Origin of the sequence: Volucribacter amazonae, assembly GCF_029783845.1 — a bacterium.
Taxonomy (GTDB): domain Bacteria; phylum Pseudomonadota; class Gammaproteobacteria; order Enterobacterales; family Pasteurellaceae; genus Volucribacter; species Volucribacter amazonae.
In genome coordinates this window covers 665,831-680,649 of record NZ_LWID01000001.1, presented here as the reverse complement: position 1 = coordinate 680,649, position 14,819 = coordinate 665,831, and the positions used below count along the sequence as shown (strand labels likewise).

13 protein-coding genes are annotated in these 14,819 nt (G+C 36.4%); 11 read left to right on the top strand and 2 right to left on the bottom strand.

Annotated elements, in window-relative coordinates; all coding sequences use genetic code 11:
• Positions 1-91: 91 nt before the first annotated feature.
• The 7 genes from lpxH (at position 92) to A6A20_RS03400 (ending at position 6,886) form a co-directional block, all read left to right on the top strand.
• Positions 92-805: a UDP-2,3-diacylglucosamine diphosphatase gene (gene lpxH, locus A6A20_RS03430; RefSeq protein ID WP_279572157.1), complete on the top strand. Its 714-nt coding sequence runs from the start codon at positions 92-94 to the stop codon at positions 803-805.
• Between the two features lie 280 nt (positions 806-1,085).
• The gene (gene rlmN, locus A6A20_RS03425) at positions 1,086-2,210 is read left to right on the top strand and encodes a dual-specificity RNA methyltransferase RlmN (protein ID WP_279572156.1); all 1,125 of its coding nucleotides are present in this window, start codon (positions 1,086-1,088) and stop codon (positions 2,208-2,210) included.
• A 33-nt stretch (positions 2,211-2,243) separates the two neighbouring features.
• Positions 2,244-2,825 carry a type IV pilus biogenesis/stability protein PilW gene (gene pilW, locus A6A20_RS03420; protein WP_424585409.1) on the top strand — a complete coding sequence of 194 codons (582 nt, stop codon included), beginning with the start codon at positions 2,244-2,246 and terminating at the stop codon, positions 2,823-2,825.
• Positions 2,826-2,918: 93 nt separating this feature from the next.
• Positions 2,919-3,845: a helix-turn-helix domain-containing protein gene (locus A6A20_RS03415; RefSeq protein WP_279572155.1), complete on the top strand. Its 927-nt coding sequence runs from the start codon at positions 2,919-2,921 to the stop codon at positions 3,843-3,845.
• Positions 3,846-3,856: 11 nt separating this feature from the next.
• Positions 3,857-4,960, top strand: a complete 1,104-nt coding sequence (gene ispG, locus A6A20_RS03410; RefSeq protein WP_279572154.1) for a flavodoxin-dependent (E)-4-hydroxy-3-methylbut-2-enyl-diphosphate synthase — start codon at positions 3,857-3,859, stop codon at positions 4,958-4,960.
• Between the two features lie 25 nt (positions 4,961-4,985).
• A complete protein-coding gene (gene hisS, locus A6A20_RS03405; RefSeq protein WP_279572153.1) occupies positions 4,986-6,272 on the top strand; it encodes a histidine--tRNA ligase in 1,287 nt (428 codons plus the stop codon).
• Positions 6,273-6,283: 11 nt separating this feature from the next.
• Positions 6,284-6,886: a YfgM family protein gene (locus tag A6A20_RS03400; RefSeq protein WP_279572152.1), complete on the top strand. Its 603-nt coding sequence runs from the start codon at positions 6,284-6,286 to the stop codon at positions 6,884-6,886.
• 145 nt (positions 6,887-7,031) lie between these two features.
• Here the strand turns inward: A6A20_RS03400 and xerD are convergent, their stop codons facing one another.
• A complete protein-coding gene (xerD, locus tag A6A20_RS03395; protein ID WP_279572151.1) occupies positions 7,032-7,925 on the bottom strand; it encodes a site-specific tyrosine recombinase XerD in 894 nt (297 codons plus the stop codon).
• 309 nt (positions 7,926-8,234) lie between these two features.
• On the opposite strand from xerD, the gene A6A20_RS03390 reads away from it, so the two are divergent.
• Positions 8,235-8,714 carry a hypothetical protein gene (locus tag A6A20_RS03390; RefSeq protein ID WP_279572150.1) on the top strand — a complete coding sequence of 160 codons (480 nt, stop codon included), beginning with the start codon at positions 8,235-8,237 and terminating at the stop codon, positions 8,712-8,714.
• Positions 8,701-11,115 carry a hypothetical protein gene (locus A6A20_RS03385; RefSeq protein ID WP_279572149.1) on the top strand — a complete coding sequence of 805 codons (2,415 nt, stop codon included), beginning with the start codon at positions 8,701-8,703 and terminating at the stop codon, positions 11,113-11,115. The genes A6A20_RS03390 and A6A20_RS03385 overlap by 14 nt, the downstream gene beginning before the upstream one ends.
• Before the next feature lie 69 nt (positions 11,116-11,184).
• Here the strand turns inward: A6A20_RS03385 and metF are convergent, their stop codons facing one another.
• Positions 11,185-12,084 (bottom strand): methylenetetrahydrofolate reductase, encoded by a 900-nt coding sequence (metF, locus tag A6A20_RS03380; RefSeq protein WP_279572148.1) that lies wholly within the window; start codon positions 12,082-12,084, stop codon positions 11,185-11,187.
• Between the two features lie 192 nt (positions 12,085-12,276).
• On the opposite strand from metF, the gene folX reads away from it, so the two are divergent.
• Positions 12,277-12,732, top strand: coding sequence for a dihydroneopterin triphosphate 2'-epimerase (folX, locus tag A6A20_RS03375; protein WP_279572147.1), 456 nt, complete (start codon positions 12,277-12,279; stop codon positions 12,730-12,732).
• Between the two features lie 8 nt (positions 12,733-12,740).
• Entirely contained in the window at positions 12,741-14,702 is a 1,962-nt protein-coding gene (locus A6A20_RS03370; RefSeq protein ID WP_279572146.1) for a YdgA family protein, read from the top strand.
• The last annotated feature ends 117 nt before the right edge of the window (positions 14,703-14,819 follow it).

Below are 14,819 nucleotides of genomic sequence, written 5' to 3'. Positions count from 1 at the left end.
TCCTACTAAAAAATTTCCGCAAGTATAGCGAAATTCCAAGCAAATGGGTATAAACTATCACAAATAAACTTTATCTTATCAATCATTAACTATGACAAAACCCATTTTTTTTATTGCCGATTTACATCTCAACCCTGCTCAACCTCATTTAACGGCACTTTTTACTCAATTTATGCAACAGCAAGCACCGAAAGCGCAAGCGGTCTATATTCTTGGGGATTTATTTGATTTTTGGATTGGTGATGATGAACAATCAGATTTGATTGAGCAAGTTAAAAACCAAATAAAACAGCTTACTGCACAAGGCGTACCCTGCTATTTTATCCATGGCAATCGAGATTTCTTATTAGGTGAACAATTTGCTCAACAATGCCAACTGCAATTATTGCCTGAATATTATATTATTGATTTATATGGAAAAAGAACCTTGCTTTGTCATGGCGATACTTTATGTATTGATGATGTGGCTTATCAAAAGTTTCGCCAGCGAGTACAACAAAAATGGTTGCAACGACTATTTTTATGCCTTCCCCTGTCTATACGTTTAAAAATCGCCCATAAAATTCGGCAAAAAAGCCAACAAGATAAACAATATAAAAATAGTCAGATTATGGACGTGAACCCAGAATATGTATTGAAAATCTTACAACAATTTAAGGTGGAACAAATTATCCATGGTCATACCCATCGGCAAAATATTCATCAAATCCCACCGCACTTTTGTCGCATTGTCCTCGGCGACTGGGGCGAAACCGCCTCAATCCTAATGGCTGATGAAAAAGGCTTGAGATTTTTAGCTAATTAAAGCCTATTTATGTTACTTTTGTGCCATAGATCGCAAAAAGTGCGGTCTATTTGGCAAAAATTTTTTCATCTTGCAATAAAACTGCTAGATTAATGTGAGCTAAATCAGTACAATTCGCATTTATTTTTGCCGTTAGCTGAGGATTATAGTCCTTTCAATTAAAAATAAGACAAGGCTTGCCAATGCGTTATTATTTTAAAGTGGAACAGCTATAACAACTTCAATGGCTAACTAAACTTTCACTCTACTTCTGCCACAAGTGTAACAACGAGGCGTTTTTATGTCAGAAAAAATCAATTTAATGAATCTTACTCGCCAACAAATGCGTGAGTTTTTGCAAGAATTGGGGGAAAAACCGTTCCGAGCAGATCAATTAGTCAAATGGATTTATCACTTTGGTGAAGACAATTTTGACAATATGACCAATATTAATAAAAAATTACGAGAAAAACTAAAAGCCGTTGCTGAGATTAAAGCGCCAGAAGTTGCCGTTGAGCAACGCTCTGCGGACGGTACAATAAAATGGGCAATGCAAGTGGGCGATCAGCAGGTAGAAACGGTGTATATTCCTGAGGCTGAACGTGCCACCTTATGTGTATCTTCTCAAGTGGGCTGTGCCTTGGCTTGTACTTTTTGCTCAACGGCTCAGCAAGGTTTTAATCGCAATTTGACGGTATCTGAAATTATTGGTCAGGTATGGCGTGCCTCTAAAATTTTAGGTAATTTTGGTGTAACTGGTGTACGACCTATTACCAATGTAGTAATGATGGGTATGGGCGAGCCTTTATTAAATATGGCAAATGTGGTACCTGCCATGGAATTAATGCTTGATGATTTTGCTTATGGACTTTCTAAACGGCGAGTTACTTTGTCCACTTCTGGCGTTGTACCCGCTTTAGACAAATTAAGCGAAATGATTGATGTGGCGTTGGCAATTTCATTACACGCACCTAACGATGAATTGCGTGATGAAATTATTCCGCTTAATAAAAAATATAATATCAAGATGTTAATGGACGCTGTAAATCGTTATTTGAGCCAATCTAACGCAAATCATGGTAAGGTAACCATTGAATATGTGATGTTAAATCAAGTTAATGATGGGGTTGAGCATGCACACCAACTGGCACAAGTGCTTAAAAATACCCCTTGTAAAATTAACTTAATTCCTTGGAATCCATTCCCTGAAGCCCCTTATACGAAAAGCTCAAATACACGCATTGATCGTTTTCAAAAAACCTTAATGGAATATGGTTTTACCGTTATTGTTCGCAAAACCCGTGGCGATGATATTGATGCGGCTTGTGGACAATTAGCCGGCGATGTTATCGATCGCACGAAACGGACAGCGATTAATGCCATGAAAAAGCAATTTGGTGAAAATATTCGTGTACAGCATCAATAATCAGTGACAATAAAGATTATAACAGGAGGAAATATGCTCAACTTATTATCTAATCTAAAAAGTGCGGTGCGATTTTCTCTTGTTTTTCTCGTTATTATGTTGATGTTAGGCTGTGTTTCCTATTCTACAAGCCCATTAACCCAAGAAATCAATAAACAACAAGCCGCCAAAGCACGAATAGAACTGGCTTTAGGTTATCTTGCTCAACAAGATACGCAACAAGCCAAAATCAATTTGGATCGTGCTTTTGCCCACGCTCCAAATTATTATTTAGTCCATTCTGCTTTAGCCTATTTTTATCAAAAACAAGGCGAGGTTGCCCAAGCGGAACAGGCTTATCGTACGGCGATTGAACTTGATCCAAAACAAGGGGATAGTTACAACAATTATGCCACTTTTTTATGTGCCCAAGGGCGTTTTGAACAGGCTTATGCACAATTTGAACGCGCATTAAACAGCCCACATTATTATCATCAAACCGATACCTATGAGAATTTGGTACTTTGCAGTGCTGCGGCTAAAGACAAAACTCGTTTACAACAATATTTTACTCAATTACAACAACAGGATCCTCAACGAGCTAATCCATTATTTCCCTTGCTCAAGAAAGAGTAAATTATAGCAATAATAGTGGATAAGTATTGCAAAACTATCCTTACAAATTTAAACTTTAGCATTTAAATTAAAACTTATTAGAATTGGAACATTATGCAAGATAAACCAGATTTCACTGAACAAAATACGCCTTCCCTCGGTGAGCAATTTCGTTTAGCACGCGAAGCCTTGGGACTTTCTTTAGATGAGGCAGCCCAAAAAGTGGGATTACGCAGTTCCATTTTGCAACATATTGAAAATAATGAATTTATTCATTCTGCGATACCAGCGACCTTTATGCGTGGTTATGTGCGTAACTATGCGAAACTATTAAAGCTACCCGAAAATATATATCAACAAATTCAATTTGGTGAAACAGAGAAAAATGATCTAAATAAAAATGCTCGTGCTAAAAAAGTGGTTAATAACCATGCTGGGCATGGGCGCTGGGTTAGCTGTTTAACTTGGTTTGTGGTAATTGTGGTAATTGGTATGACTTTATTGTGGTGGTGGGAAAATCACCAACAAACCAATGCTGAGCGAGATAACTTAGTTGATAACTATGTTGTTGAGCACGCCGATACAACACAGGCTAATAATGTAACAGTTACTATCCCACAAGCAGAAAAACAGCAAGAAGCCATAACAGAAGTTTCCCAAGGAGATAACTTATCCTATGGGAATACTCTTCAATCTGTAAGTACAAGTGATAATCTTTCGGATAATACAAGCCTTACAGCTCAACAGATCAGTAATATTACTCAATCCGAGCCATCTTCATCAAATACCGAGCCAAACTCTCAACCTATCTTGCAAATTGAAGTAACCCAAGCGAGTTGTTGGATTAGTGTGAGAAATGCCAATAGAAAAATTTTAGCGGAAAAAGAATATAAACAAGGTGAGGTGCTTAACTTTAATGATGGTGAGCATTATTCATTAATTATTGGTGCACCAAGCAATGTCAAAATTACCTATCGTGGGCAAAATGTACCATTAAAAGTTGATGGACGTGTTGCTCGCTTTAGTTTACCTGAATCATAATTAGGAAAATTATGTTAGCAAAACCAAATATTAAACGTCGTGAATCCACAAAAATTTATGTGGGTAATGTGCCTGTGGGTGGCGATGCCCCTATTGCGGTTCAATCTATGACCAATACACGTACTACCGATGTTGAAGCAACGGTGGCACAAATTAAGGCACTAGAACGTGTGGGAGCAGATATTGTACGGGTTTCTGTCCCCACTATGGACGCTGCGGAAGCCTTTAAATTAATTAAACAACAAGTTAATTTGCCCTTAGTCGCCGACATTCACTTTGATTATCGCATTGCCCTAAAGGTTGCCGAATATGGTGTTGATTGTTTACGCATTAACCCGGGTAATATTGGGCGAGAAGATCGTATTCGTGCGGTGGTAGATTGTGCGAAAGACAAAAATATCCCTATTCGTATCGGTGTTAATGCAGGTTCATTAGAGCGTGATTTACAAGAAAAATATGGCGAACCAACGCCAGAGGCATTATTAGAATCCGCGCTACGCCATGTGGAAATTTTAGATCGTTTGAATTTCGATCAGTTTAAAGTCAGCGTTAAAGCCTCTGATGTATTCCTTGCCGTTGAATCTTATCGGCTACTTGCTAAAGCCATTAAGCAACCCTTGCATTTAGGCATTACTGAAGCGGGTGGTGCAAGAGCAGGGGCGGTAAAAAGTGCGGTAGGTTTAGGAATGCTTTTAGCGGAAGGTATTGGTGATACCCTACGTGTATCCCTTGCTGCCGATCCTGTGGAAGAAATCAAAGTTGGATTTGATATTCTAAAATCCTTGCGTATCCGCTCAAGAGGCATTAACTTTATTGCTTGTCCTACCTGCTCACGACAAGAATTTGATGTGATTGGTACGGTGAATGCCTTAGAACAACGCTTAGAGGATATTGTTACCCCTATGGACGTTTCTATTATTGGTTGTGTCGTTAATGGCCCCGGCGAGGCGTTAGTATCAGATCTTGGCGTTACAGGGGGTAACAAAAAAAGTGGTTATTATCTTGACGGCGAACGTCAAAAAGAACGTTTTGATAATGAACTATTAATCGATCAACTTGAGGCAAAAATTCGTGCCAAAGTGGCAACTCAAGATCCTAAAAACCGAATTATTTAATAATTAATAACAGAAAGGAAATATTGTGGCAAAAACGATTCAAGCAATCCGCGGAATGAATGATTGCTTACCAAACGAAACCCCTTTATGGCAATGGGTAGAAAGCCAAATACGCCAAGTTTTAGCGAGCTATGGTTACGCCGAAATTCGTATGCCTATCGTAGAGAATACACCCTTATTTGCTCGAGCTATTGGCGATGAAACAGATGTGGTCAGTAAAGAAATGTTTACTTTTAATGATCGTGATGAAGAAAGCCTTACCTTACGTCCAGAAGGAACAGCAGGGTGCGTGCGTGCAGGTATTCAACATGGTTTATTGTATAACCAAGAACAACGTTTATGGTATATGGGGCCTATGTTCCGCTATGAGCGCCCACAGAAAGGACGTTATCGCCAATTTCATCAAGTAGGGGTAGAAATTTTTGGCATTGCAAATCCTGAAATTGATGCGGAATTGATTATCTTGACAGCTCGTTTATGGAAAGCCTTAGGCATTGCCGATCACGTTAGCTTACAACTCAATTCTATTGGTTCATTAGAAGCACGCAAAAATTATCGTCAAGCCTTAGTGGATTTTCTTCAACAACATTTAGATGTTATCAACCAAGATGAAGATTGTAAACGCCGTCTTACCACTAACCCATTGCGGATTTTAGACAGCAAAAACCAAGCAATACAGCAACTACTCGATCATGCCCCTAAATTACATGATTATTTAGATGAAGAATCAAAAACCCATTTTGCACATTTATGCCAATTATTAGATAGCATGGGTATTCACTACCAAATCAACCAAAAATTAGTGCGAGGTTTAGATTACTATAATAAAACCGTATTTGAATGGGTAACCTCTGCATTAGGGGCACAAGGTACAGTGTGTGGCGGTGGACGTTATGACGGCTTAGTTGAACAATTAGGTGGACACGCCACCCAAGGCGTAGGTTTTGCCATGGGCTTAGAACGTCTCGTATTATTGGTGCAAGAAGTTAATCAAACAATCCCTGTCAATAAACCTGTTGATGTTTACTTAGTACATAGTGGTGAAAATACAACCCTTGCAGCATTCAAACTCGCAGAACAACTGCGTACAGAACTCCCACAATTACGCACAATGTTACATTGCAGTGGTGGTGCTTTTAAAAAGCAATTCAAACGAGCAGATAAAAGTGGTGCAAAATTTGCTTTAGTTATTGGTGAAACAGAAGTACAATCCCACCAAGTGATTGTCAAAGACCTATTGAGCAATAATCAACAAATCAGCCTCGAGCAAAGTGCAGTGATAGATTATCTGCGTCAATATTATCAAGGATAAAAGGAGAAATTATGGCTTATTCCGCAGAAGAAGAACAAGATTTAGAACAACTTAAAAGCTGGTGGCAACAAAATTATTTAGTCATCATTATTGCTGTAATAATCGCCTTCGTGGCGGTATTTGGCTGGCGCTATTGGCAATCCTATCAACAGGAAAAAATGTTACAAGCCTCACACCAATATGAACAACTTCTTTATCAAGGTACCGACAATTCAGCCCAAATTGCCGAGCTTGTTCAACAACATGGTAACAGTAGTTATGCTGTATTTGCTTTATTAGATCAAGCTAAAAATGCAGTTGAAAAACAACAATTTACCGAAGCTGAAACCGCATTAAAACAAGCAACGCAACAAGCAAAAGATGATATTTTATTGTCTATCAGCGCCATTCGCTTAGCTGCGGTACAATATCAACAACAACAGTTTGATCAAGCATTAGAAAGCCTTAAACTGGTCAAAGGTGAAGTTTGGCAAAGCCGTAAAGACTTGCTCACAGGCGATATTTTACTGGCTAAAGGCGATAAAGCAGGTGCTAAAGCAAGCTATCAACAGGCACAAAATAAAGCTACCCCTTTTGAACAACAATGGATAGAAGTGCGGTTGAATAATCTTTAATTTTCTTTTGCCGTTTAGTATAGCCATTCCACTTTAAAATGATACAGCGTTGGCACGCCTCGCCGTACTACTTGTACTGTCTTCGGCGTACCGCCTTGTCTCATTTTAAATTGAAACGACTATAGTATGACTAAACGGCTTATTTTTATCCCCTCGGATGAAAACGTTCATGTAAACGTTTTAAGCGTTCTTTTGCCACATGGGTGTAGATTTGGGTAGTAGAAAGATCACTATGCCCTAATAACATCTGTACCACCCGTAAATCAGCGCCATGATTGACTAAGTGCGTGGCAAAAGCATGGCGTAATACATGGGGCGATAAATGTTCAGTATCAATTTGTGCGAGAACCGCATAATGTTTAACCCGATACCAAAAAGTTTGCCTTGTCATCTGTAAGCCTAACCGACTAGGAAACAGCACATCGGAACTTTGCTCATTTAATAAATTGGCTCGTCCATAAGCTAAAAAAGCGTTAATCCAATGTACCGCCTCTTGCCCCATTGGTACTAAACGCTCTTTATTTCCTTTACCTATAACCCGTACAACGCCTTGATTAAGGCTAATATTATCCATTTGTAAAGACACCAATTCACTTACTCGCAATCCAGTGGCATACAATAGTTCAAGCATTGCCTTATCTCGCAATTCCAACGGAATGTCCACATCGGGGGCATTCAATAAATCCGTTACTTGTTGCTCCGATAAATATTTGGGTAAGCGGCTAGGTAATTTAGGCGAACTTAACACCGCACTTGGATCATCTACTCGGTATTTCTCTCGATACAAATACTGAAAAAACTTGCGTATACTACTTAACATACGAGCCATTGAGGTAGATTTATAGCCCTGTTGCAAACGCTCTCCCAGAAAAGTTTGCAAATCAATGCTATCCAATTCTAATAATGAGAGCTTTTGGCTTTCAAGCCAAAATAATAATGCTTGTAAATCTAAACGATAAGAGGCTATAGTATTCTGTGATAAGCCTTTTTCTAACCATAATTCTGTTAAAAATTGCTCAATTAACTGATTTTTCTGCATAATTCCGCACCATAATTCGTTTTATAGTCGTTTCAATTTAAAATAAAGGCAGTACAAATAGTACGGCGAGGCGTGCTAACGCTGTATTATTTTAAAGTGGGATGACTACTATATAAGGTAGCAGTAATTGAGGGCATTAGCTATCTTTATGTTACCCAATAGTTTAACCTGTTTATTTTTGAGCAATATTTGCTTGAAATTACCGCACTTTTAACATAAAGTATATTTCTGCTTTTTTATGTAAACTTCATCATCTATAAAGCAAAGACAACAAATCAATTTATCTTTTATTCATTTAAGGAGAATATTATGACAACCACCTTAAAATTACTTGATGCCAAGCAAGAAATCGCTACGTTTAATGTGAAATCAGGCGAAACCCTTACCCTGAGCGCATTAGATAATATCAACTATCAATTAATTGATGAACAAACCCAACTCGGTCCGCAACAAATTTCTGCTCAACGTGTTGGCGAAGATTTACATATTTACATTGATAATGCCCGTAAACCTGAAATTATCGTGCAATCCTATTATGCCGAAGGGGTAGCAGGCGAGGCTAACTTGATTATCGGACAAGGTGCTGATGGACAAATTTATGCTTATACCCCAACCTCAGGCACTACCGAGGGCGTAATTGGTAGCTTAAGCACTGAACAAAGCGTAACACAAACCCTTGGCGGACAAGCCTTATCAAGCACCAGTTGGGCATTTAATCCTTGGTGGGCATTAGGTTTAGTTTCTGTTGCCGCAGCAGGCGTTGCCTTAGCGAGCAATGGGGGGGGGTAACACAAATAATAATGAAAGTAAACAAAACGTAGAAAATAATTCTTCAAATACATCAACCTCGTCATCAACTGATGCCACTAATCCAACGAATAACCAATCATCAGGCACAACTGCTTCAAGTGATAACCAATCTGCTAACACAGCCCCAACTACAAATACAGACACATCAAACGACACTACAAACCAAACAGCTAATCAAACAGACAATACGGAAAATACTTCCACTACACCACAATCCTACTCCTACCCTTCTCTAGAAAATCAAACCATTACGTTAGATAGTGGCAATAACCATATTCAAGTGGAAGAGAATATCACTAGTTCTACGATCAGCACCGCTGATGGAAATGATAATCTAATAGTCAATGGGAATATTGAAAATGCCACCATTGATTTAGCCGATGGTAATAACAAAATTGAAACTACAGGTGATATTCGTGCTTCAACTATTACTGCTGGCGATGGCGATGATGAAATTAATGCAAATAATATTGGTGTTAGGGCTTATGCCTCGCGTTCAACCCAACCTGATGATTTGGCGGTAGATTATATTAACCTTGGCGAGGGAAATAATAAAATCACAGTAAACAACAATATTTATAATTCTGCAACGATTTTCACAGGCAGTGGCGATGATACATTAACCGCAAACAATATTGAGGCGAAAGAAATCAATTTGGGTGATGGTAATAATAAAATTTCCGCTAATAATGTCATAAATACAGACATTACCCTAGGAGATGGAAATAATAAAGTACAAATTAATGAAATGAATATTGATAGTCGCTTAAATTTAGGCAAAGGAGATAATTATGTCGTTATCAACAAGATGGAAGGAGGGCTATATTCAGAGGGTGGTAATAATACTATTGAAATCGATGAATTTGAAGCAACAAAAGTAGTTGTTGACGGTAATATTACTATAAAATCTTTACGAGGTTCTTTACACACAACCAATGCAAGTATTTTAACAATAAAAGATGAAATGAGCGGTTATTGGCATGCAGGTGATGATATTGATACCTTGGTTATGCATGGTAAATTTCAAGCCCCAGAACGTCTACTTCTAAGAAAACATCTAACCAATGTAGATATAATTGACTTATCATTAGCCCCTGAACAAACTATTGAAGGCGGCTATTTTGATAATTTTACTTATGATGTGTATATAAAAGGTCATTCAGGTATTACACTCGATCTAGACGTTTTAACTGGTTACGGTGGTTTTGACATTCGCCGTTGGGAAAAAACAGGCTCACAACAAATAGAAGGAATTAATTATGATCTCTATCAATATCGATACAATGAATTATTGTTAGAACCTATCGTATATGTTGAACAGAATATTAATGTCGTTGGCGTTGAAAACACAAGTCAATTTGAGGATTCTGATTTATCAGACAATAATCAAGCAAATTATGCCTATATTTCATTAAAAGATAAAGAAATCTCATTAACCACAGATAATAACCTTATTCAAGTGGGAAAATATATCTCTAATTCCAAAATTACTACAGGAGATGGAAATGATAGCCTGATAGTCAGAGGAAATATTGAAAATGCCATCATTAATTTAGCCGATGGCGATAACAAAATTGAAGCTGCTAATATTCATGCCTCAACCATTACTACTGGCGATGGTGATGATAATATATGGGTAAAAAGTTTTCATGGTGATATAAATGTCGGTAACGGTAACAATCAATTTGAAATTGGAGTACTTACAGGAACTATTAAAAGTGGTGATGGAAATGATTCAATAACTATTGATCATATTGAAGATTACGGAATCATAAATTTAGGAGACGGAAACAATACTATTGACTTCCCTTCTTTCCATAGTGCCATTTCATCACCTGATAATGTACAAATTATAACGGGTAATGGTGATGATATTTTAAATCTAGCTGGAAAATCATCGGGTCCATTAAATGTAAATTTAGGTAATGGTAATAACTCTATTAATATTAAAGATTCAGATAGTTCCATATATCTAACTACGGGTAATGGTAACGATGTTCTAACCATAACCGATTATAGTCGCCTTGCTAAATGGCATGCTGGAGAGGGAAGAGATACTCTTATTGTAAAAGGATACCTTTATAATCAGCACTTGCTAGCCAAAATAAATAATGTAGATATTATTGATTTCACTGAATCACCTGAATCAACTGGATTTGGAAATATCATACAAGTACTTCCAACTTATCTCTCCAATGACATATACATAAAAGGGAATGACCAACTTAAAATAAATATCAAAACTGATACAGATCAAGATACTGGTACTTGGAACAAAACAGGTTCACAACAAATAGAGGGCATTAGTTATGATCTCTACCAATATAGCGGATCGGAACATACCTTATATGTTCAAGAAAATATTAATGTCGTTATCTAACTAATAAAAAGCATAAGACCTAGGCAAAACCTAGGTCTTATTTTATCCATTACCAATATTTCACAAATTTTATTCTGCGGTTATAGGCAACTCTGGACGAACCCCCAAGGTATGGCAAATGGCATAGGTCAGTTCACAACGGTTTAGGGTATAGAAATGGAAGTCTTTTACCCCCTCTCGGGAAAGTACACGCACCATATCCATCGCCACGCTTGCTGCCAAAAGATTACGTGTGGCTTGGTCATTATCTAAACCTTCGTACATTCTGGCTAGCCAATGAGGAATACGCACATTGGTAACGGCAGCCATTTTTTGTAATTGTTTAAAATTGGTAACAGGTAAAATTCCCGGCACAATTTCTACTTCAATGCCTGTAGCAACACAGCGATCTCTAAAACGTAAATAACTATCAATATCAAAGAAAAATTGGGTAATCACATGATTTGCCCCTGCATCAATTTTACGTTTTAAATTAATTAAGTCTGCTTGTGCTGATTTTGCCTCAGGGTGCACTTCAGGATAAGCTGCCACAGAAATATCAAAATCCGCCACTGAACGCAATAATGCCACCAAATCTGAGGCATAAAATGGCTTTTTGGTATAGCCTTTTGGTTCATCACCACGCAACGCCACAATACGGCGAATACCGCTATTCCAATAATCTTTGGCGATTTCTACCAGTTCCTCTGGTGTAGCATCAATCCCCGTTAAATGAGGGGCAGCTTCTAATCCTGTTTGCTCTTTTACCGATTTTACAATGCTATGGGTACGATCACGCTCTCCTGAGTTTGCCCCATAAGTAACGGAAATAAACTTAGGTTTAAGCACTTTTAAACGATCCACTGAATGCCAAAAAATTTGTTCCATTTTTTCATTCTTTGGCGGAAAAAACTCAAATGAAACATTAATATCGCCACTTAGATCAGCGATACATTGGTTTAACGCATCAATTTCTTTAGCATAACTCATGGATATTTCCTCTTTTTTCTTAGCCATTCAGACGTCTAAATTAAAGGGAAGATGAATATGTGTCAATTTCAAAAAATTCATCATTTTTATGAATAAAATTCATAGGATAGGCGTTTCGGCATTTTTGCTAAAAAAGTGCGGTCAGTTTTACTAAAGTTTTAGCGGATTTCTTGCAAAATTCTGGGCGAGTTAATGAATTTAATCTGTTTATCCGCTATACTTGACAACAATCATTTCCGTTTTTATCTAGGTTATATAGGCAAGATTATGAACTTACCTCAAGCAAGTGCAACTATTCATATTAAAAATTTACGTCTGCGTACATTTATTGGGATCAAAGAAGAAGAAATTAATAATAAGCAAGATGTGATTATTCAAGTCAAAATCAAATATGATTGTGGTCAAGCAAGCCTGTCAGATAATGTTGATGATGCCCTTAACTATCGTACCATTACCAAAAAAATTATTGACTATGTAGAAAATAATAATTTTGCCTTACTTGAACGCTTAGTAAAAGAAGTGCTACTTATTGCCAGTGAGCATACTTGGGTGCAATGGGCAGAAGTGGAAATTGAGAAACCTTTTGCTTTGCGTTATGCTGATTCTGTTTCGCTAAGTATGCAATATCAACGTCCTCTTTCGGATTAAGGTAAAAAATGATGAATAAAAAACTAAAAGTTATTTTAAATCTTTCTGTGATTACTGCTCTACTTGCCACAGGGGCGCAATTCTATACCAATTATAAAATTAACCAAACCTTACAACAATTTCCTTATTATTTTAGTGATAAATTAACCGTTCACGTTGCACAAACTAAACAAAACTTTTTTTCTCGTGAACTCACATTTAGCATTGAACCAACCGATGAAAAACAAAAAATAGAGGTTATTCATACTGAGCTTACCGCTTTGCCCTTTGCCATACTGGCTAAATCAGAATTACCCGAGCCACTTATTCGTAAATTAAATGAAAAACTAAATATTACTATTGATGAAAATATTATTAATAGTCGTTTTTCTGTGGTGGGTGATTATTTACAATCCACCATGCAAACGAAATTCCGTGATTTTACCAATGTTAATCAGTTACTTAAAACAGAATTAAATTTTGCCTCAAAAACAAAATTTGTGGAAATTCAGACCGCACTTACTGGGTTTAATTATGATTCTGTTACCGAATTTGGCAAATTAACGGGTAATTATTTATTACAGCCTATGGGCGATCATCGTTATGATCTTATTCAAGCCAATGTTCATCTTTCTAACCTAAATTTTATTAATGGCGAAAATAATCAATTTAATTTCAAAAATATTGTTTATTTATTGGATAAATCCTTTAATGAACAACAAACTTATAACTTAAAATTATCTTTAAATATTGATGATTTAAATTATAATAATCAAACCTCTTTTCAACATATTGCCCTACAATCTAATCAAGTTGGTATTCCTAATGAAGTTAATTTTTATGAAAAAATAAAAGCACTTAACTTATATGATTTGTCCATGGATAATCTTGAGCAATATAAAAAATTAGAAGAAATTACTCATGTTATATTTGATTATTTATTTAATAATAAACAAGCTGATTGGTCGTTCGCTGTAAAAAAAATAACGGAACAACGAGAAGATGAAAACCCAGAAATAAATAACTTGCAATATCAGCTTAGTATTAATAATCAATCAAAGCTCAGTGATATTTATAGTCATTTAACACTTTCCCAAGTAAATTTTCCTTATAAAACTCGCATTAAAGATTTGTCTTTTGAGCATAAGACCAATAAGTTCGATCTTGCTGGGCATATTGCTATATTAAAACAATATTTATTCAAAAATATCAATACTCCCCATGATCCAGAATTTATTCACAAACTGTTAGAGCTAGCAAAGCACTATCAAGCCGAGAGTTATTCCACAATTAAAATTGGACAATTATCAGAAAAAGATAAATTCAATTTAGAAAATATTGTGCTAAATTATCATGACCATATTATTGAGCAAGATAAAATAGCCTTTAATATTCAAGCCAATATTGATAAGTTGCAAATAGAGAATGAAGATCTGGATATCAGTCAAATTCGTTTATCTGTTCCAGCAACAATATCGCCTATTTCCGAGTTATATCCTATTTATTATTGTACTAACTCACTTTTTTCTTTGACTTGTATAAATAATCTTGATAAACAGGCTTATAACACATTAATTAGCCAAGCCATTGCTGAATTTGATCTTAATGTTGAGCAAGCTAAACTTGATTTAACTTTAAATAGATTATCAGATAATCATCATACCGAGCAAATTACAGCCGTACTCAATGCCAAAATACCGGCTATTCCAAATAAAATGCGTGCCGATTTATTAATGTTTGGCGATAAATTGGAAAATTCTACAACGGATATTCGCCTTTCAATTCCAGCGAGTTTAATTGATGAGATAAATCAACAATCTTTATCTTATGATTTTTGGGCAAATCTCGCACATAGCATAAAACCAAACAATAAACTCAATCCTTATTTTAAACTTATGGACAATCGTTATGTGCTTGAATATCATCAAGCCAACGGAAAAACGCTGATTAATAACAAACCTATTGAAGATTATATTCAAGAAACTGAATAAACCATTCAATCCCCTATTTATTAGGGGATTGCTATTTACAAATGATAAAATATGCCTACAATGTGCCATTTAATCTCATTATAGTCGTTCCATTTTAAAATGATACGCTGTTGCCGT

Coding starts and splice junctions, on each gene's coding strand:
- lpxH (WP_279572157.1), top strand. CDS start 92: ATGACAAAACCCATTTTTTTTATTGCCGATTTACATCTCAACCCTGCT.
- rlmN (WP_279572156.1), top strand. CDS start 1,086: ATGTCAGAAAAAATCAATTTAATGAATCTTACTCGCCAACAAATGCGT.
- pilW (WP_424585409.1), top strand. CDS start 2,244: ATGCTCAACTTATTATCTAATCTAAAAAGTGCGGTGCGATTTTCTCTT.
- A6A20_RS03415 (WP_279572155.1), top strand. CDS start 2,919: ATGCAAGATAAACCAGATTTCACTGAACAAAATACGCCTTCCCTCGGT.
- ispG (WP_279572154.1), top strand. CDS start 3,857: ATGTTAGCAAAACCAAATATTAAACGTCGTGAATCCACAAAAATTTAT.
- A6A20_RS03400 (WP_279572152.1), top strand. CDS start 6,284: ATGGCTTATTCCGCAGAAGAAGAACAAGATTTAGAACAACTTAAAAGC.
- xerD (WP_279572151.1), bottom strand. CDS start 7,925: ATGCAGAAAAATCAGTTAATTGAGCAATTTTTAACAGAATTATGGTTA.
- A6A20_RS03390 (WP_279572150.1), top strand. CDS start 8,235: ATGACAACCACCTTAAAATTACTTGATGCCAAGCAAGAAATCGCTACG.
- A6A20_RS03385 (WP_279572149.1), top strand. CDS start 8,701: ATGGGGGGGGGTAACACAAATAATAATGAAAGTAAACAAAACGTAGAA.
- metF (WP_279572148.1), bottom strand. CDS start 12,084: ATGAGTTATGCTAAAGAAATTGATGCGTTAAACCAATGTATCGCTGAT.
- folX (WP_279572147.1), top strand. CDS start 12,277: ATGAATTTAATCTGTTTATCCGCTATACTTGACAACAATCATTTCCGT.
- A6A20_RS03370 (WP_279572146.1), top strand. CDS start 12,741: ATGATGAATAAAAAACTAAAAGTTATTTTAAATCTTTCTGTGATTACT.